The organism is Haloarcula onubensis, from assembly GCF_031624605.1.
GTDB lineage: Archaea > Halobacteriota > Halobacteria > Halobacteriales > Haloarculaceae > Haloarcula > Haloarcula onubensis.
On sequence record NZ_JAMQOS010000004.1, the window covers coordinates 258,598 to 276,544 of the forward strand.

Consider the following 17,947-nt stretch of genomic DNA (forward strand, 5'->3'; position numbering starts at 1 on the left):
TCAGTTGAACTCGTCGAGGGTGGCGTGGATGCCCCGTCGCACGTCCCGGATGCGGGTCCCGCCGAGGTCCAGGCCGAGTTCGCGAACGGCCGCCTCGCCGACCCGTTCGCTGTCCTCGGCCGGCGCGTAGACGCCGAGGCGCCACTGGTCGGTCCCCGCGGCCCGGATGGCGTTGACCAGCGTCGACTGCTCGCCGAGTCGGCGCACCTCCCCGTTTACGAGTACGCGACTGGACGACTCCGTCATCGACGGGGCCGCGGGGATGTCCAGGATGACGGCGGGCGCCGAGACGTTCGCGGCGTCGGCTATCTCCGCTTCGAGTTCGCGGACGGCGTCGTGGTCGGCCGCCAGCAGGTCGTCGGGCACGGCTTGCCGCTCGGCCCACACCGCCCGCTTGAACAGGTCGCGCTCGCTCAACCGCCGGGCGTACGCGCTGGTGGCGTCACTCCGGCGTAGCCCGACCAGCAGGTCACAGTCGTCCCACCGCCGGAGCCGTTCGGCGGTCACGTCGGTCTCCCGTAGCAGCCGCTCGGTCCCGCGGCGCAGCATCGACTTCGCGATGCGGGCGACGTGGTGGGCGTAGACGGTCGGGTTCATCAGCGCCCGCGCGAGCAGCAGGGACTCGGCCGTCTGGACGTTCCCCTCGTCGAGCACCAGGTCGCCGTCGACGAACCGGAGTTCCCGGACCAGCCGCTCGTGGTCGATGGTGCCGTAGGGGACCCCGGTGTGGTGGGCGTCCCGCACGAGGTAGTCCATCCGGTCGACGTCGAGTTCGCCCGACACGAGTTGGCCGAGTTCGCCGTCGCCGCCGACCAGCCCCGCCACCTTCGACGGCGAGAGGTCGTGGGCCGCCAGCACGCGGGCCACCTCGCCGCGGTCCAGCAGTTCGTCCACGTCGTCGTGGTACTTCCCGGTCTTCCGGTACACTATCTCCTCGATGTTGTGGCTGTAGGGCGAGTGGCCCACGTCGTGCAGCAGGGCCGCGGCCCGCACCCGCTCTGCCTGCTGACCCTCGATACCGAGATGAGAGAGCGCCCGGTCGGCCAGGTGGTAGACGCCCAGCGAGTGCTCGAAGCGGGTGTGGTTGGCCGACGGGTAGACCATCGTCACCGTCCCGAGTTGCTTGACCCGGCGGAGCCGCTGGACGGGCGGGGTCTCCAGCAGGTCGGCAGCGACGCCCTCGACCGCGATGTGGTCGTGGACGCTGTCCTTGATAGTGGTCATTACGTCCTCGTTCGCCGTCATCGGGCAAAACAGTACGGACGACGACTACAGTCGGGCGACCGCACCCAGCAGCGCCAGCAGGTCGTCCTCGGTGGCGTTGCCCATCCGAACGGCGTCCAGCGGGTCTCGGCCGTTCTCTGAAACCGTCTCGACGGCTCGCTCCGGGCCGTAATCCCGGTTGTAGACGAGCCAGGCGGCCAGCACCTGCCCGGTCCGACCGATACCGGCCAGACAGTGGACGACGACCGGCTCCTCAGACGCCCGGCTCTCGGCCAGGAACGGGAGTATCTCCTCGACGAGCACGTCCTCCGGCACCAGACGGTGGTCCCGGACCGGCGCGTGCAGAACGTTCGACTCGCCGAACGCCGCCGCGTACTGGTCGAGGACAGCGCCACCGTCGTCCAGTTGACAGCCGGTCAGCAGACAGCAGACCCGCTCGATGCCCTCGGCTCGCATAAACTCGACCCAGTCGTCGATGGCGGCGGCGTGGCTGGCCGCCGAGTGCCAGCCCGGCGTGCAGGCCCCGTAGACGAACGCCTCGTCCGGGGCCGCCGGCGCGAATCGGTGTGCGTTCACGGTAGATTGACCCCAACAGCGTAACCCTCAGGACGGACGTTCTTGAGTCTACCCGCGCAGTTCTCAGCAGTGATTCTCAGCCGAGTGATACGAACCCGGCGCCGCAGGGCCACGTTTATACCGCCCGTCCACCCTACGTCGGCGTATGGTTACGTTCCTCGCCGGGGGGACCGGCACGCCGAAGCTCCTCGCCGGCGCCGGCGACGTGTTCGCGCCCGAGCGGACGACTGTCGTCGGCAACACCGGCGACGACGTGGAGCTTGGCGGCCACCTCGTCTGTCCCGACCTCGACACCGTCCTGTTTCTGGACGGCGGCGAACTCGACCGGGAGACGTGGTGGGGTATCGCCGGGGACTCCGCCGCCACCCACGACGAACTCCACCGGCTGGCGTCGGCGGCCGACCTCCCGACCGGTCCGCAGTACCTCCCCGAGGGCGAACAGACCGCCGGGCGCGACATCGCCCGCTGGCGGCGCTTCTCCGGTGTCGCGGAGTTCATGCACATCGGCGACCGGGACCGCGCGGTCCACGTCACGCGCACGTCGCTTCTCGACGCCGGTCACTCACTGACCGAGGTCACCCGCCGGCTGGCCGACGCGTTCGGACTGGACAGAGAACTCCTGCCGATGAGCGACGACCCCGTCGCGACGCTGGTTCACACGCCCCAGGGGCCGATGCACTTTCAGGAGTGGTGGGTCGGCCGGAACGGCGCCCCGATAGTCGATGACGTCGAGTTCCGTGGGGGCGACGACGCCGGAGCGACCGACGCCGTCCTCGACGCCCTGGAAGAGCCCGTCGTCGTCGGTCCGTCGAACCCGGTCACCTCGCTGGGGCCGATGCTCGCCGTCGACGGCATCGAAGCGGCGCTGAGCGAGACGCCCGTCGTCGCCGTCTCCCCGTTCGTCGAGCGCGAGGTGTTCTCCGGGCCAGCCGCCGACCTGATGGCCGGCGTCGGTCGCGACCCGAGCACCGCCGGTGTCGCCGAGGCGTACCCCTTCGCCGACGCGTTCGTCCTCGATTCGGACGACGGCACCGACCTCGACCGCCCGGTCGTGCGGACGGACACGACGATGGACGACGAGGCCGACTCGGCGCGGGTGGCCCGCGCAGTCGCCGACGCCCTCGCGGAGGTGGCCTGATGTTCGGTCCCCGAGTCGCCCTGGCCAGTCTCAGCGGCGAGGCCGACGCCGACTGGGCGCGGGCCGTCGCCGACCACGTCGGCTGTGCGTTCCTCGGCGCCGTCGCGCTCGACGCGCCGACCCGTGCTGCCGCCCGAGCGATGACCGACCGGGAGCGCTCGGAGTTCCTGCCCGCGGACCCGGTCGCGTTCGTCGACGCCCAGCTTACCGACCTCGCCGACGCGCCGCTCCGGGGGGCGTTCAACGTCAGAAGCACGACGCTCGGACCAATCGAAGACGCCGCCGCGGTCTGTCGGGACCACGACGCCGTCCTCGAACTCAACGCGCACTGCCGGCAGGACGAGATGTGTGCCGCCGGTGCCGGGGAGACGTTGCTGTGGAACCCCGAGAGACTCGCCGCCCAGGTCCGGACGGCCGCCGACGTTGGCGCAGACGTCTCCGTCAAAGTCCGGGCCGAGGTTCCCGGCGTTGACCTCCCCGCCCTGGCCCGGCGTATCGAGGTCGCCGGCGCGGACGCCGTCCACGTCGACGCGATGGATTCGGAGTCGGTCGTCGCCGACGTCGCCGACGCGACCGACCTGTTCGTCGTCGCGAACAACGGCGTCCGCGGGCGCGAGACGGCCCGCGAATACTTCGCGTACGGCGCCGATGCCGTGAGCGTCGGCCGTCCCAGTGACGACCCCGACGTGCTGGCGGCGGTCCGCGGAGCCGCCGAGGCCTGGTTCAGACGGGAGGTCACGGGATGAGCGACCGGACGCCGGTTCAGAACGCCGAACTGGCGCTGTTACTGGAGGTCACTGGGACGCCGAAACCGGGCAACGTCGACCGAGAACGCGACTTCGCGGACCTCCGCTTCGAGCACTTCATGGCCGGTGCGGTGGGCGCTCGACCCGGTCTGGCGCTCGCGTCGGAGGGCGAACCGGTCGGTCACGCCCTCGAGCGGGCCGTCGCCGGGATGGCCGACCAGTCGGCCGGTAACACGCAGTTCGGCGCGTTGCTACTGCTCGCGCCGCTGGTGGCCGCGGCGAGCGAAGGTGACCTGACGCCCGCTGGTGCGGACGAGGTGGCCCGTCGGACCACGGTGGCGGACGCCGCCGACTTCTATCGGGCCTTCGAACACGTCGACGTGGCCGTCGCCGACCCGCCCGCGGGCATGGAGCCGCTGGACGTGCGCCGCGGGAGCGAGGCGATTCCGACCCTGGAGGAACGCGGCCTCACACTGTTCGACGTGATGGAACAGAGCGTCGACGCCGACGGTGTCGCGGCGGAGTGGGCCGGAGGGTTCCGGCGGACGTTCGACGCGGCGGACGCGCTGCTGGCTGACGACGGCCCGGTCCCCGACCGCGCCTCGCGGGTATTCGTCGAGTTGCTGGCCGAGGAGATGGACAGCTTCGTCCTCACGCGCAACGGTCCCGAGGCCGCGACGGAGGTTCAGCGTCGAGCGCGGGCGGTGCTGGACGGCGAGGAGGGCGCCGCGGCGTTGGCCGAGGAACTCGTCGACCGGGACATCAACCCGGGAACGACCGCCGATATCGTCGCGGGCGCGCTGTTCGTCGCGCTCGAACGGGGGCTAGTGGTGTGACCGAGGAGGCCGACGCGGCCTGGCCCGTCGAGCTACGCGGGGTCACGGAGTCCGTCGTGACGACCTTCGGCCCGAACGGATTGTGGAACCTCGCCGCACTCGGCCTGTCTGCGCCCGAGGCCGGCGGCCCCGTGACGGCGACGACGTGGGGGCGAACGCGGACGTGGCGGAACTTCGGCGAGCGCGGCGAGGGGTACGTCCAGTTCACCCGCGACCCGGTCGATTTCGCGGAGGCAGCGCTGTCGGTCCGCGAGGAGTCCGCCCCGGTGCTCGACAGCGCCGACGCGTGGGTCCGGGTCAGTGTCGAGCGACTGGACGAGGGCGAGGACGGCGACACCCAGTGGGTCGAGTGGGCGCTCGTTCCCGAGGCGTCTCGTATCGAACGGCGCGTGGTCCCGACGACGAACCGCGGCCACGCCGCCGTGGTCGAGGCGACCGTCGCGGCCTCGCGGCTGGACGTGCCGGCCTACGACCGCGAGGCCATGCTGGACCGGCTCGCGTACTTCGAGTCGGTGGTCGAGACGGCCGGGAGCGAGCGCGAGCGGGCCGCCTTCGACCGACTCTGCGAACTGGTCGACGCGGAGTGGTAGCGAGCAGGCGACACCGTCGTCGGTGGCCGACGGCGGGACGAGACGCCGGCCTGCGGTGGCGTGCGATGTCGCACAACCGCTGTCACGCCACCGCGCTGGTCAGGTCACAGGCCCGCTGGTCCGGTCCTGGATGATAAACCTTCGCGGTCGGGACGGGAAGTCGAACCCTTTTTGAACGCGACAGCGGAACACGGAGGTATGGCAATCAAACCCGCCTACGTCAAGAAGACAGGGCGACTGCTGATGGAGCGCTATCCCGACGCCTTCGGCGCCGACTTCGAGCACAACAAGGAGGTCGTCACCGAGGTCACGAACATCGAGTCCAAGGGCGTCCGTAACCGCATCGCCGGCTACGTCACCCGCAAGTACAACCGCCCGGTCGAAGCGTAATCCCGTCTCTATTCTGCCGTGCTCGAACGGCCCGGAGCGACGGCTACCGCTCGGGCTGGCTCTCTTCTTCAGTCTGGGCCGGCTGCCCTGCCTGGTTCGGTGCCGTCCGGCTGTCGGACTGGCGCTTGCGGTGGATGATGCCCTGCATGTTGGCCGTGTTGGCGGCTATCTCCCGGAACGCGTCGCCCGTCGCGCTCTCGTCGTCCAACACGAGCGGTTCGCCGCTGTCGCCCCCCTCGCGGACGCCGGGGTCGAGGGGCACTTCACCGAGGAACGGCATGTCGGTCTCCTCGGCGAAGTCGTGGCCGCCGCCGCTGCCGAAGATGTCGTGGCTGCCGCCGCAGTCGGGGCAGACGAACGTCGACATGTTCTCGACGATGCCGAGGACCGGGGTCTCGTGGCGGCCGAACATCCGCAGTCCCTTGCGGGCGTCGTCGAGTGCCACCTCCTGTGGCGTGGTGACGATGACGGCCCCGGAGACGGGCACCCGCTGCAGCATCGTCAACTGGGTGTCCCCGGTGCCCGGCGGCAGGTCCACTATCATGTAATCGAGCGTCCCCCAGAGCACGTCGTTCCACAGTTGCGTGAGGACGTTATCGACCATCGGCCCGCGGAAGATGACGGGGTCGTCCTTGCCCACGAGGAAGTCCATGCTCATCAGCTTCATGCCGTACTTCTCGACGGGGACGATTTCGTCGTCCTCGGTGGCCTGGGGGGACTCGTCGGCGTCGAGCATCCGCGGGACGTTGGGCCCGTAGACGTCGGCGTCGAACAGGCCGACGCGGGCGCCCAGTCGGGCGAGTCCCGCGGCGAGGTTCACGGCGATAGTCGACTTGCCGACGCCGCCCTTGCCCGAGGCGACGGCGATGACGTTCTTGACCTTCGGCAGGGGGTCGTCCGCCTCGCTGACGGCGCGGTCGACGCTCGCCGAGAGGTCGACCTCGCGGTCGAGGTCGCTCAGGGCCTCGCGGACCGCGTTGGCCATCCCCGTCTCGGTCGGGGAGTAGGGCGCCCCGAGCGCGAGGTCGATGCGTATCTCGTCGTCTGACAGCTCGACGCTGTTTACCAGCCCCAGCGACACGATGTCGTCGCCCAGGTCCGGGTCCTCGACGGCCCGGAGCCGGTCGCGCACATCGGCTTCGTTCATACGTCGGGTAGGCCGTGGAGGTGCGATAAGGATTGTGACGTAGAGAGAGAGACGCCGAGCGCAGCGAGGCGTCTCCGAACGAGCGAGCGGGAGCGAAGCGACACGCGAGCAGCGTGCAATCGAGCGCAGCGAGGCGTCTCCGAGCGAGCGAGCGGGAAGAGCGAGGCCGCTCCTTCGTCGCGGCCTCGACACCGACCGGCGAAACCGCGAGGAAGCGACACGCGAGCAGGAAGCCGTCTCACTTCGTTCGACGGCTCCGAACGAGCGAGCGCGGTGATGTGACGACACGCGGTCGCCCCGACAAGTCGGGGCAGATTTGGTATCGTCTTGTCGTTTTATGACGCTGGATGTCGTACGGTCGAGTGTGCTAGCAGACGACCACGGGCGGGAGGTATCACAGGTCCGCGTCTCCCTGACAGACCGGTGTAACTTCGACTGTGTCTACTGTCACAACGAGGGACTGGGCGACACGCGCGGACCGATGGACGCCCGGGACCACGAGATGGACGCCGACGACGTGGTCCGATTCCTGGAGGTCGCCCGGGAGTTCGACGTCGAGGCAGTCAAGTTCACCGGCGGAGAGCCGATGCTGCGCGGTGACCTAGAGGAGATAATCCGCCGGACTCCGGACGGGATGGAGGTGTCGATGACGACGAACGGGACCTTCCTCCCCGGGCGCGCGCTCGACCTCGTCGAGGCGGGGCTGGACCGCGTGAACGTCTCCCAGGACGCCATCGACCGGGAGGCCTTCGCCGAGATAACCAAGAGCGGCGCCTACGAGCGGGTCATCGAGGGCGTCGAGGCGGCCCTCGACGCCGGGCTCGACCCGGTGAAGCTGAACATGGTCGTCTTCGAGCCGACAGCGGGGTACGTCCCGGAGATGGTCGACCACGTCGCGCGCAACGACGGCCTGCGCCTGCAACTCATCGAGTACATGCCCGAACTCGTCGGCCGCCCGGAGTGGGCCATCGACATCGGGCGGGTCCACGACTGGCTGGCCGAGCAGGCCGACCGAATCGAGACCCGCGAGATGCACGACCGCAAGCGCTACTGGATAGCGGCCGAGGACGGGTCCGGCGAGGGGATGGTCGAAATCGTCGACCCCGTGGAGAACACTGACTTCTGTCAGAACTGCCACCGCGTGCGCGTGACCCACGACGGGAAGCTAAAGGGCTGTCTCAACCGGACCGACGATTTGCGGTCGATGGGCGAGATGACGAAAGCCGAGATTCGAGAGACGTTCCGCGAGACCGTCGCCAACCGGGTCCCCTACTACGGCGAGTACATGGTCAAGGAAGACGGCGAGTGGGTGGTCAACGAGGAGTACGTCGAACGGGGGCCGGTCGCGGCGAAGAACGACGACTGAGTCATCCTCGGCCGCACCGAGCTACCGCGACGGCCGCCGGAAGGTGTAGCTGACCGCGCCATCACCGGCCGAGACGTGTATCTCGCCGTGTTCGTGGTCGAATTGTAGCTCGTCGGCCGGCCCGTCGAAGCCGTGCAGGGGCATCCCGCCCTCGACGCGGCCGTCCGGGTCGACCAGGAAGTACGTCGACCCGCTGAACTCGACGGCGAGGGTGCCGTTACCCGACTCGGTCACGCGGTCCGCGCCGGCGAACTGTTCGAGGTGGCCACGGAGGTCTTCACGGGCCATCGGGTCGACCGCCGCGGCACCGTCAGTGGGAGGCTCGTCGGCCATAGATGCCCTTGGAACGCCGCCCCTTACTCCCTTGTGTCACGGGACCGCATGGCCCGCCCTCACGCGCCAGCGCCCCTTCGTTGCGTTTAAATACAACCCCGGAATACGTTCTGACAGACTCGTGTAGGGGGACCGGCTCCCGAGTCCGCGTGTCGCGGGCGCGAGTATCAAGCAGGCGTGTCGTGGTAGCCAAGCCTGGCCCAAGGCGCAGGGTTGCTAACTCTGTGGCGTACAGCCTCCTGGGTTCGAATCCCAGCCACGACGCTCACTCCACCACCAACATATGAGTGCAGAAGACCCAGACGCGGGCGAAGACGTGGATGAGGAGGAGGACATCCGCTACTTCGTTCGCATCGGACAGACAGACCTCGACGGCACCAAGTCCGTCGAGCGAGCACTGACAGAACTGAACGGTATCGGCCACCGCGCCGCCCGCATCATCGCCCAGCGCGCTGACGTGGACCGTCGCGCGGTCTTTGGCAAGCTGGACGACGACGTCATCGACGAGGTCGTCGCCCAGGTCGAGAGTTTCGCCGACAACGTCCCCGAGTGGATGACCAACCACCAGAAGGACTACTTCACCGGTGAGACCACCCACGAGACGGGTAACGACCTCCAGCTCACCCGTCGGCAGGACATCAACCGCATGAAGATGATCGACTCCTACCGCGGCGTCCGCCACAAGCGCGGCCAGAAAGTACGGGGCCAGCGCACGAAGTCCACCGGTCGTACCGAGGGGACCATCGGCGTCAACGTCGAGGCTATCAAAGAGGAGCAGGCCGAGGAAGCCGCGGAGGATGACGAATAATGGCGCTCGGTAGCAACACGAAGTTCTACGAGACGCCGAACCACCCCTACCAGGGCGAGCGAATCGCCGACGAGAGCAACCTGCTTGGCCGCTACGGCCTGAAGAACAAGGAGGAGCTCTGGCGAGCCCAGTCCGAGCTGCGTGGCTACCGCCGCGAGGCCCGGAAGCTCCTGGGCAGCGAGGACGCTCACGTCACGGAGGGCGAGGAGTTCCTCGCCCGCCTCAAACGCTACGGCATCCTCAACGAACAGGACCAGCTCGACGACGTCCTGTCGCTCGACGTCACCGACGTGCTGGAACGCCGGCTCCAGACGGTCGTCTACCGCAAGGGCTACGCGAACACGCCCGAGCAGGCGCGACAGTTCATCGTCCACGGCCACATCGAACTCGACGGCGCCCGCGCGACCCGGCCCTCGATGAAGGTCGACGTGGCCGTCGAGAGCTCGGTCGGGTTCGACGAGAACAGCTCGCTGTCGGACGAACTGCACCCTGAGCGCGCGGAGGCCCAAGAATGAGCGAGGAAACCGAAGACATCTGGGGTATCGCCCACGTCCACGCATCGTTCAACAACACCATCATCACCATCACCGACCAGACCGGCGCGGAGACGCTCGCGAAGAGCTCCGGCGGGACGGTCGTCAAGCAGAATCGCGACGAAGCGTCGCCCTACGCCGCGATGCAGATGGCCGAGGTCGTCGCCGAGAAGGCGCTGGACCGCGGCGTCGAAGGCGTCGACGTCCGCGTCCGTGGGCCCGGTGGGAACCAGCAGACCTCCCCTGGCCCGGGCGCTCAGGCCACCATCCGAGCGCTGGCGCGCGCCGGCCTCGAAATCGGCCGCATCGAGGACGTCACGCCGACGCCCCACGACGGCACTCGCGCACCCAAGAACTCCGGCTTCTAACCTATGACACAGGACTACGAGGTTGAGTTCGTCGAACGCGGCGAGCGGGAGTCGCTCGTGCTGGTTCGGGGCATCACGCCGGCCTTCGCCAACGGCATCCGCCGGGCGATGATAGCCGACGTGCCCACGTTCAGCATCGACACCGTCCGCGTCATCGAGAACACCAGCGTCATGTTCAACGAGCAGATCGGCCTCCGACTGGGGCTGGTCCCGCTGACCACCGACCTCGACGACTTCGAAGTCGGTGACGAAGTGACGCTGTCGCTGTCGGTCGACGGGCCGAGCACGGCCTACTCCAGCGACCTCGTCTCCAGCGACGCGCTGGTGGAACCCGCCGACGACAACATCCCTATCATCGACCTGAAAGACGGCCAGCGCCTCGAATTCGAGGCCGACGCCGTCCTCGATACGGGGAAGGAACACGCCAAACACCAGGGCGGCGTGGCCGTCGGCTACCGACACCTCCAGCGCGTGGAGGTCGTCGGCGACAAGGGCGAGTTCGAGGACGACGAGCCACAGATTCTGCGCGGTGTCATCGAAGAGGGCGCGGCAGCCGACGCTGCCGACCCGAACGCCGCGGACGGCGACCTCGTCCCGACGAGCGACTTCGACAACGACCTCAGCCAGCGGTATCCCGGCAAGGAGGTCGAGGTCACCGACATCGAGAACGCCTTCGTGTTCCACGTCGAGACGGACGGCTCGTTCACGACTGACGAACTCCTGCTTCGCGCGGTCGAGACGCTACGCGACCGGGCGACAGAGCTGAAAGACGCGGTCCAACTGTAACGCCAATGTCCCGAACATCCCTTCCGGCGCCGATGACCGCCCGCTCCCCGAGCGCGAGGACCGAAAGGGGTTTTACGGGGCATCAAGAACCACTAACTGCGAGCAGGGATAGCCAAGTTTGGCCAACGGCGCAGCGTTCAGGGCGCTGTCCCGTAGGGGTCCGCAGGTTCAAATCCTGCTCCCTGCACTTTTACTCCCAAGGAGGAACCCTATGAGCAAGACGAATCCGAGACTCAGTAGTCTCATCGCCGACCTGAAGTCGGCCGCCCGCAACTCGGGCGGCGCAGTCTGGGGCGACGTCGCCGACCGGCTACAGAAGCCGCGGCGCACACACGCCGAAGTCAACCTGGGCCGCATCGAGCGGTACGCACAGGAAGACGAGACCGTGGTCGTTCCGGGCAAGGTGCTCGGCTCCGGCGTCCTGCAGAAGGACGTCACCGTCGCCGCCGTCGACTTCTCCGGAACCGCCGAGACGAAGATCGACAAGGTCGGAGAGGCTGTATCGCTAGAACAGGCAATCGAGAACAACCCAGAAGGCTCCCACGTCCGGGTGATTCGATGAGCGTCGCCGAGTTCGACGCCGACGTCGTCGTCGACGCCCGCGACTGTATCATGGGCCGGGTCGCCTCGCAGGTGGCCGAGAAAGCGCTCGACGGCCAGACCGTCGCCGTGGTCAACGCCGAGCGAGCCGTCATCACCGGCCGCGAAGAGCAGATCAAGGAGAAGTACAAGAAACGCGTCGACATCGGTGCCGACAACGCGTACTTCTACCCCAAGCGACCGGACGGCATCCTCAAGCGGTCGATTCGCGGCATGCTGCCCCACAAGAAGACACGGGGCCGCGAGGCGTTCGAGAACGTCCGCGTCTACGTGGGCAACCCCCACGACGAGGACGCCGAGGTGCTCGAAGGGACGTCGCTGGACCGACTCTCGAACATCAAATTCGTCACGCTCGCGGAAGTGAGCGAGACACTCGGAGCGAACAAGACATGGTAACGAACACGTCTGGCAAAAAGAAGACCGCCGTCGCCCGCGCCACCATCCGCGAGGGCGAGGGACGCGTGCGCATCGACTCCCAGCCGGTCGAACTGGTCGACCCGGAGCTGGCCCAGCTGAAGATGCTGGAGCCGTTCCGCATCGCCGAGGACGACCTCCGCGACGACGTCGACGTCGACGTCTCCGTGGAAGGCGGCGGCGTGATGGGGCAGGCCGACGCGGCCCGCACCGCCATCGCCCGCGGCCTCGTCGACTTCACCAACGACGCCGAACTCCGCGACGCGTTCATGGAGTTCGACCGCTCGCTGCTGGTCAACGACGTCCGCCAGTCCGAACCCAAGAAGTGGGGCGGCCCCGGCGCACGGGCCCGGTACCAGAAATCCTACCGCTGAGGTGATTCAAGTATGATGGTACCGGTCCGGTGTTTCACGTGCGGTAACGTCGTCGGCGAGCACTGGGAGGAGTTCAAGGCCCGCACCCGCGAGGCCGAAGAGCCCGAGGACCCCGAGATGGTCCTCGACGAGCTCGGCGTCGAACGGCACTGCTGTCGCCGCATGCTCGTCTCGCACAAAGACCTGGTCGACATCGTCGCTCCCTACCAATGAACGCACAGGAAAGCCGATACGAGAAGGCCCGCAAACTCGGCGCGCGAGCGCTCCAGCTGGCCCACGGCGCACCCGTGCTCATCGAGACGGAACACACCCAGCCAATCCTCATCGCGGCCGAGGAGTACGACGCTGGCGTCCTTCCGTTCACCGTCAAACGAGGTGACCACAAATGACGCTAATCACAGATATCCGACTCCGCCGCGTCCTCGACTCGCGTGGCAACGCGACCGTCGAGGCCGACGTCCACACAGAGAGTGGGGGCTTTGGCCGCGGCAAGGCACCGAGCGGCGCAAGTACCGGCGAATACGAGGCCATCGAACTGCCGGCTCAGGAGGCCATCGCGAACGCTCGCGAGGACGCCTTCCCACGGCTCATCGGCGAGGTCCACGCCGGGAACCAGCGCGACGTCGACGCGGCGCTGCACGCCGCCGACGGCACGGACGACTTCTCCGGTATCGGGGCCAACAGCGCCGTCGCCATCTCGATGGCCGCGGCCAAGGCCGGTGCCGACGTGCTGGGCGCACCGCTTTTCCAGCACCTCGGCGGAACCTTCCGGGGCAACGAGTTCCCGACGCCGCTGGGTAACATCGTCGGCGGCGGCGAACACGCCGCGGACGCCACCAACATCCAGGAGTTCCTGTCGGCCCCCGTCGGCGCCCCGAGCGTCGAGGAGGCCGTCTTCGCCAACGCGGCGGTCCACCAGGAAGTCCACGATATGCTCGCCGACCGCGGTATCCCCGCCGGCAAGGGCGACGAGGGCGCCTGGGCGCCGTCGGTCTCGGACGACGAGGCCTTCGAACTGATGGACGAGGCCGTCTCGGCCGTCGAGGACGACGTCGGCTTCGAGATTCGCTTCGGCCTGGACGTCGCCGGCGCCGAGCTCTACGACGAGAGCGAGGGCGGCTACGTCTACGACGACGGCGTCAAGTCCACCGACGAGCAGATAGACTACATCGCCGAGAAGGCCCAGGAGTACGACCTCGTCTACGTGGAAGACCCCCTCGACGAGAACGACTACGAGGGCCACGCGGAGCTGACCGAGCGAGTCGGCGACCGGACGCTGGTCTGCGGTGACGACCTGTTCGTCACCAACGTCTCCCGACTGGGGGAGGGCATCGAGCAGGACGCGGGCAACTCCATCCTCATCAAGCCCAACCAGATCGGCACCCTTAGCGACGCCGTCGACGCCATCGAACTGGCGACCGAGAACGGCTACGCCTCCGTCGTCTCACATCGTAGCGGCGAGACCGAGGACACCACCATCGCACACCTCGCCGTCGCGACCGGCGCCCAGTTCATCAAGACGGGCGCGGTCGGCGGCGAGCGCACTGCCAAGCTGAACGAACTCATCCGTATCGAGGACAACGCAGCATGAGCGGCAACGAGAAAGAAGGTCTCGACGCAGAGGAGTCCGACTTCGACCCGTCCGAGGAGGACGAGGTCGTCGACGACGCCGACGCAGAGACCGCAGACGCCGAACAGCCCGCCGACGCCGAAGAGGCCGAGGCAGCAACAGCCGACGACGAGGCCGAGGAAGAAGCTCCCCAGCTCGACGAGGACGTCATGCCCGACGAGCAGAGCGAGGCCGACCTCCTCATCCCCGTCGAGGACTACCTGGGCGCCGGTGTCCACATCGGGACCCAGCAGAAGACCCAGGACATGGAGCGGTTCATCCACCGTGTGAGGACCGACGGACTCTACGTGCTGGACGTCTCGATGACGGACACCCGCATCCGCACCGCCGCGGACTTCCTGGCCAATTACGAGCCCGAGCAGATTCTCGTGGCTTCCTCGCGCCAGTACGGTCGGTTCCCGGCCGAGAAGTTCGCCGACGCCGTCGGCGCCCGCGCCCGCACGGGCCGGTTCATCCCGGGGACGCTGACGAACCCGGACTACGACGGCTACATCGAGCCCGACGTCGTGGTCGTCACCGACCCCATCGGCGACGCCCAGGCCGTCAAGGAGGCCATCACGGTCGGCATCCCGGTCATCGCGATGTGTGACTCCAACAACACCACGTCGAACGTGGACCTGGTCGTCCCCACCAACAACAAGGGGCGCAAGGCGCTGTCGGTCGTCTACTGGCTGCTGGCCAACGAGACGCTCGACCGCCGGGGCGCAGAGCCCGCCTACGGGCTCGACGACTTCGAGTCCGAGATCTGAACGCGCCCAGTTTTCGCTGTTTTCTCGCCGGGAGAGCGGGCGCGCTGTCGCTCCAGCGTCGCCGCTGGCCCGTCGACGCCGCGTCCCCCAGGCGTGGGCCGTGTGAGCGAGTGACACTAAAAACGGAACAGAAGCGACCCAAACAAATAGCAACGGCCACGGAGTAGCGGGCGGTAATGGGAGAACACGACACCCTTCTCAACGCGGCCATCGGCGCCGTCGCAAGTATCGTCCTGAGTTTCGTTCCGCTCTCACCAGTGCTGGGCGGGGCCATCGCGGGCTACCTCCAGGGTGGCACCCGCTCCGACGGGTTGCGGGTCGGCGCTCTCTCCGGCGTGTTGGGCCTGCTCGCCGGCGCCGTCTTCTTCGGGCTCTTCGTCCTCTTTGTCGGCGCGGCCTACCTCGGTTCGGGCGCGCCGAGGGCGTTCGGTGCCTTCGGCCTCCTGTTTTTCCTCGTGGCGGCAGTCGTCAGCGCGCTCTACACCGTCGGACTGAGCGCCGTCGGCGGCTGGCTGGGCAACTACGCGAAGTACGAACTGGACGTCTGAGCCTCTCGACACACATTATATATCGGGGGACGACGATACCAGAGACAGGATGCGCGAGACGCTCGTCGACGCGGGCTGGGGCGCGCTGGTGACGCTTGCGCTCTCTATCTTTCCGTTCTCGTCGGTCGTGGGCGGCGCCGTCGCCGCGAACCGACACGGCGGCGGCTACTTGCGCGGGCTGTGGCTCGGGACGCTGGCCGGCGTGGCCGCGATGGCCCCCCTGCTCGTGTTGTTCGTCCCGTCGCTGTACATTGCCGGTTCGCTCGGTTTCGGCATTCCGCCGTCGTCGCCGGGTTACGGCCTCTTTCTCGGGCTGGTCTTCGTCTTCTTTCTCGCCTACACCGTTGGACTGAGTGCCTTCGGCGGGCTGGGCGGCGCGTGGGCCCGGGCGAACACCGACTGGAACTTAGACCCCGTGCGGTGGCTGTAAGCGGCCGGAACTGCGGAGCGGGCGGTGGTGCAGGGGCGACCAGCGGTCGCCACCCAGATTGAGTTGGCACGTAGTTCAAGAGTGTCCGGTCCTAACTCGCGTTGATGGCAGAAACGCCACCCGGACCGAAGGGCGAACCGCTGTTCGGGAGCAGTCGGACCTACGCGTCGGACCCGTTCAGGTTCATCTCGGCGCTGGAGTCCGCCTACGGCGACGTGGCCTACTTCGACATGGGGCCGATGGAGACGGTGATGCTCTCGGACCCGACCGCGATAGAGCGTGTGCTGGTCTCGGAGGCCGACCGCTTCCGGAAACCGGACTTCCAGGGGGACGCGTTAGGGGACCTGCTGGGCGAGGGGCTCTTGCTCTCGGAGGGCGACACCTGGGAGACACAACGGCAACTGGCCAACCCGGCGTTCTCGATGCGCCGGCTGGCGGGGATGGCCGACCGCATCACCGGCCACGCCGAGGACCGTCTGGCCGACTGGGCCGACGGCGACGTGGTCAACGTCGAGCGAGCGATGACGCGGACGACGCTAGACGTCATCCTCGACCTGATGATGGGCGTCGAGTTGAGCGAGGCACGCGTCGAGACCATCGAAGAACAGTTGATGCCCCTGGGCCAGCGGTTCGAGCCGGACCCGCTCCGGTTCGCCGCGCCCGAGTGGATGCCGATGCCGGACGACGCCGAGTTCGACGCCGCCGTCGAGACGCTCGACTCGATTCTCGACGACATCATCGCCGTGCGCGAGCGGACCGCCGGCAGCGGCGAGGACGGCCCGATGGACTTCCTGTCGGTGCTCATCCGCGCCCGCGACGACGGCGTCGAGAGCCCCGAGCAACTGCGCGACGAGATGATGACGATGCTGCTGGCGGGCCACGACACGACGGCGCTGACGCTCACCTACACCTGGTTCCTCCTCTCGGAACACCCCGAGGTCGAACGGCGCGTCCACGAGGAGCTAGACGAGGTAGTCGGGGACGACCGACCCGGGATGGAACACGTCCGCCGGTTGGACTACCTGGAGTGGGTCATCCAAGAGTCGATGCGCCTCTATCCGCCAGTCTACGTGCTGTTCCGCGAACCGACCGAGCCGGTGGAGCTGTCGGGCTACCCCGTCGAGCAGGGGATGACGCTCATGCTGCCCCAGTGGGGCGTCCACCGCTCCGAGCGGTTCTACGACGACCCCGAGACGTTCGACCCCGAGCGCTGGCGGCCCGAGCGGGCGAAAGAACGGCCGCGCTTTGCCTACTTCCCCTTCGGCGGCGGGCCGCGTCACTGCATCGGCAAGCACCTCGCGATGCTCGAAGCCCAGCTCATCGTCGCGGCGACGGCCCAGCGGTACGAACTGGACTTCCTCGGCGAGACGCCGCTGGAACTGATGCCGTCGCTGACGGCGCACCCGCGCCAGGAGATGTCGATGCGGGTCGAGTCGCGGGAGTGACCAGCTCAGCCCTTCTCCAGCCGGACCTCGCGGCTCGCCCGGACGTGACCGTCGACGGACAGTGTCACCGGCCCGCTCTCCGAGGCGGTGTACTCGGTGGCGAGTTCCAGCGAGGCGGTGAGCGAGTCCCCGGCGGCGACGGTCCGGTCGACGACGTGTGACTCGTCGTCGTCGGCGATGCGGGCCGTGGGCCAGTACACCGCCGCGAGGAAGCGCCCGTCCGTGTCGGAGACGTTCGTCGCCGACAGCGACACGGAAAGCGGGGCGCCCGCCTCGACGCTGTCGGGCACCACGAGTTCGTCGAGTTCGAACCGGGGCGCCGGCGCGGTGAGGGTCGCCCGGGCGTCGGCCGACAGTTGCCGTTCGGCGCCGTCACCCGCCCGGCGTATCCGCGGGTTCGACGCCGACAGCGGCGAGGGGACGGTGAACGCGACGAAGGGTCGGGAGACCCCGGCCACGGACGCGTTTCTGGCGCCGCGGGTCTGTGGCAGTCCCGCAGTCCACGAGCTCGCGTCGGTCTCGAACGTGTACGTCGCCCGGCCCGTGCCGTCCCGGTCCGGGAGCGACGCGACGACGAACTGCTCGTCCACGGGGGCCAACACGCCGCCCGACCCCATGAGCGACTCGTAGGCGATGGCCTTCTTCACGACGATGTCTCCGACGGGCTCCTGACTCCCACTCGGAGTCGCTGTCGCGTCGGTGCCGGTCGGCGTCTCGTCGGCGGTGGCTCTGTCCCCCGTCGCTGTCGAGCCGGTCGGTCGCCCGGAGAGACAGCCGGTGATGCCGCCCAGCCCGACACCGAGCGTCGCGAGCACGCGTCGTCGGTTCATACACTCGCGTTTTCGCGAGTCGGAGAAGTGCTTTCAGATGACCCCGACGGGTTTTTCACCGTCCAGAGACGGGCTCGGGAGCGCCG

General features: G+C 68.2%; 25 protein-coding genes and 2 tRNA genes. 22 read left to right on the forward strand and 5 right to left on the reverse strand.

Annotated features, from left to right (window positions below; genetic code table 11):
- Entirely contained in the window at positions 1-1,224 is a 1,224-nt protein-coding gene (locus NDI86_RS13385; protein ID WP_310900943.1) for an HD domain-containing protein, read from the reverse strand.
- A 45-nt stretch (positions 1,225-1,269) separates the two neighbouring features.
- A complete protein-coding gene (locus NDI86_RS13390; RefSeq protein WP_310900944.1) occupies positions 1,270-1,800 on the reverse strand; it encodes a protein-tyrosine phosphatase family protein in 531 nt (176 codons plus the stop codon).
- A 145-nt stretch (positions 1,801-1,945) separates the two neighbouring features.
- On the opposite strand from NDI86_RS13390, the gene cofD reads away from it, so the two are divergent.
- From cofD to NDI86_RS13415, 5 genes are all read left to right on the forward strand, one after another.
- Positions 1,946-2,938, forward strand: coding sequence for a 2-phospho-L-lactate transferase (cofD, locus tag NDI86_RS13395; protein WP_310900945.1), 993 nt, complete (start codon positions 1,946-1,948; stop codon positions 2,936-2,938).
- Positions 2,938-3,684: a tRNA-dihydrouridine synthase gene (locus tag NDI86_RS13400; RefSeq protein ID WP_310900946.1), complete on the forward strand. Its 747-nt coding sequence runs from the start codon at positions 2,938-2,940 to the stop codon at positions 3,682-3,684. The genes cofD and NDI86_RS13400 overlap by 1 nt, the downstream gene beginning before the upstream one ends.
- Positions 3,681-4,520 (forward strand): triphosphoribosyl-dephospho-CoA synthase, encoded by an 840-nt coding sequence (locus NDI86_RS13405; protein WP_310900947.1) that lies wholly within the window; start codon positions 3,681-3,683, stop codon positions 4,518-4,520. The genes NDI86_RS13400 and NDI86_RS13405 overlap by 4 nt, the downstream gene beginning before the upstream one ends.
- Positions 4,517-5,110 (forward strand): DUF447 domain-containing protein, encoded by a 594-nt coding sequence (locus tag NDI86_RS13410; RefSeq protein ID WP_310900948.1) that lies wholly within the window; start codon positions 4,517-4,519, stop codon positions 5,108-5,110. Before NDI86_RS13405 ends, NDI86_RS13410 begins: the two co-directional genes overlap by 4 nt.
- Before the next feature lie 198 nt (positions 5,111-5,308).
- A complete protein-coding gene (locus NDI86_RS13415; RefSeq protein ID WP_310900949.1) occupies positions 5,309-5,500 on the forward strand; it encodes a 30S ribosomal protein S17e in 192 nt (63 codons plus the stop codon).
- A 43-nt stretch (positions 5,501-5,543) separates the two neighbouring features.
- On the opposite strand, the gene NDI86_RS13420 is transcribed toward NDI86_RS13415, so the two are convergent.
- A complete protein-coding gene (locus tag NDI86_RS13420) occupies positions 5,544-6,647 on the reverse strand; it encodes an Mrp/NBP35 family ATP-binding protein (protein WP_310900950.1) in 1,104 nt (367 codons plus the stop codon).
- 364 nt (positions 6,648-7,011) lie between these two features.
- Here NDI86_RS13420 and moaA point away from each other — a divergent pair, with 364 nt between their 5' ends.
- On the forward strand, positions 7,012-8,013 hold the full coding sequence (gene moaA / locus NDI86_RS13425) for a GTP 3',8-cyclase MoaA (protein ID WP_310900951.1): 1,002 nt from the start codon (positions 7,012-7,014) through the stop codon (positions 8,011-8,013).
- A gap of 21 nt (positions 8,014-8,034) precedes the next feature.
- On the opposite strand, the gene NDI86_RS13430 is transcribed toward moaA, so the two are convergent.
- The gene (locus NDI86_RS13430; RefSeq protein WP_310900952.1) at positions 8,035-8,346 is read right to left on the reverse strand and encodes a hypothetical protein; all 312 of its coding nucleotides are present in this window, start codon (positions 8,344-8,346) and stop codon (positions 8,035-8,037) included.
- A gap of 179 nt (positions 8,347-8,525) precedes the next feature.
- Between NDI86_RS13430 and NDI86_RS13435 the strand changes: the two genes are divergently transcribed.
- From NDI86_RS13435 to NDI86_RS13510, 16 genes are all read left to right on the forward strand, one after another.
- Positions 8,526-8,610, forward strand: a tRNA-Ser gene (locus NDI86_RS13435).
- Positions 8,611-8,629: 19 nt separating this feature from the next.
- A complete protein-coding gene (locus NDI86_RS13440; protein ID WP_310900953.1) occupies positions 8,630-9,154 on the forward strand; it encodes a 30S ribosomal protein S13 in 525 nt (174 codons plus the stop codon).
- Positions 9,154-9,669 (forward strand): 30S ribosomal protein S4, encoded by a 516-nt coding sequence (locus NDI86_RS13445; RefSeq protein WP_310900954.1) that lies wholly within the window; start codon positions 9,154-9,156, stop codon positions 9,667-9,669. Before NDI86_RS13440 ends, NDI86_RS13445 begins: the two co-directional genes overlap by 1 nt.
- Positions 9,666-10,055 carry a 30S ribosomal protein S11 gene (locus NDI86_RS13450; protein ID WP_310900955.1) on the forward strand — a complete coding sequence of 130 codons (390 nt, stop codon included), beginning with the start codon at positions 9,666-9,668 and terminating at the stop codon, positions 10,053-10,055. Before NDI86_RS13445 ends, NDI86_RS13450 begins: the two co-directional genes overlap by 4 nt.
- A 3-nt stretch (positions 10,056-10,058) precedes the next feature.
- Positions 10,059-10,841, forward strand: coding sequence for a DNA-directed RNA polymerase subunit D (locus NDI86_RS13455; RefSeq protein ID WP_310900956.1), 783 nt, complete (start codon positions 10,059-10,061; stop codon positions 10,839-10,841).
- 102 nt (positions 10,842-10,943) lie between these two features.
- A tRNA-Leu gene (locus NDI86_RS13460) sits at positions 10,944-11,028 on the forward strand.
- A gap of 24 nt (positions 11,029-11,052) precedes the next feature.
- Positions 11,053-11,403 (forward strand): 50S ribosomal protein L18e, encoded by a 351-nt coding sequence (locus tag NDI86_RS13465; protein WP_310900957.1) that lies wholly within the window; start codon positions 11,053-11,055, stop codon positions 11,401-11,403.
- Positions 11,400-11,837: a 50S ribosomal protein L13 gene (locus NDI86_RS13470; protein WP_310900958.1), complete on the forward strand. Its 438-nt coding sequence runs from the start codon at positions 11,400-11,402 to the stop codon at positions 11,835-11,837. Before NDI86_RS13465 ends, NDI86_RS13470 begins: the two co-directional genes overlap by 4 nt.
- Entirely contained in the window at positions 11,831-12,229 is a 399-nt protein-coding gene (locus NDI86_RS13475; protein ID WP_188995549.1) for a 30S ribosomal protein S9, read from the forward strand. The genes NDI86_RS13470 and NDI86_RS13475 overlap by 7 nt, the downstream gene beginning before the upstream one ends.
- Positions 12,230-12,241: 12 nt before the next feature.
- Positions 12,242-12,442, forward strand: a complete 201-nt coding sequence (locus NDI86_RS13480; protein WP_166970841.1) for a DNA-directed RNA polymerase subunit N — start codon at positions 12,242-12,244, stop codon at positions 12,440-12,442.
- A complete protein-coding gene (locus tag NDI86_RS13485; protein ID WP_135303168.1) occupies positions 12,439-12,618 on the forward strand; it encodes a DNA-directed RNA polymerase subunit K in 180 nt (59 codons plus the stop codon). The genes NDI86_RS13480 and NDI86_RS13485 overlap by 4 nt, the downstream gene beginning before the upstream one ends.
- Entirely contained in the window at positions 12,615-13,820 is a 1,206-nt protein-coding gene (gene eno / locus NDI86_RS13490; RefSeq protein ID WP_310900959.1) for a phosphopyruvate hydratase, read from the forward strand. The genes NDI86_RS13485 and eno overlap by 4 nt, the downstream gene beginning before the upstream one ends.
- Positions 13,817-14,608: a 30S ribosomal protein S2 gene (gene rpsB / locus NDI86_RS13495; RefSeq protein ID WP_310900960.1), complete on the forward strand. Its 792-nt coding sequence runs from the start codon at positions 13,817-13,819 to the stop codon at positions 14,606-14,608. Before eno ends, rpsB begins: the two co-directional genes overlap by 4 nt.
- A gap of 176 nt (positions 14,609-14,784) precedes the next feature.
- Positions 14,785-15,156 carry a DUF5518 domain-containing protein gene (locus NDI86_RS13500; protein WP_310900961.1) on the forward strand — a complete coding sequence of 124 codons (372 nt, stop codon included), beginning with the start codon at positions 14,785-14,787 and terminating at the stop codon, positions 15,154-15,156.
- Positions 15,157-15,205: 49 nt separating this feature from the next.
- Positions 15,206-15,586, forward strand: coding sequence for a DUF5518 domain-containing protein (locus tag NDI86_RS13505; protein WP_310900962.1), 381 nt, complete (start codon positions 15,206-15,208; stop codon positions 15,584-15,586).
- A gap of 104 nt (positions 15,587-15,690) precedes the next feature.
- Positions 15,691-17,031: a cytochrome P450 gene (locus tag NDI86_RS13510; protein WP_310900963.1), complete on the forward strand. Its 1,341-nt coding sequence runs from the start codon at positions 15,691-15,693 to the stop codon at positions 17,029-17,031.
- Between the two features lie 5 nt (positions 17,032-17,036).
- Here NDI86_RS13510 and NDI86_RS13515 read toward each other — a convergent pair whose 3' ends face one another.
- Complete coding sequence (locus NDI86_RS13515; protein ID WP_310900964.1) at positions 17,037-17,861, reverse strand: hypothetical protein; 825 nt, start codon at positions 17,859-17,861, stop codon at positions 17,037-17,039.
- Between the last annotated feature and the right edge of the window lie 86 nt (positions 17,862-17,947).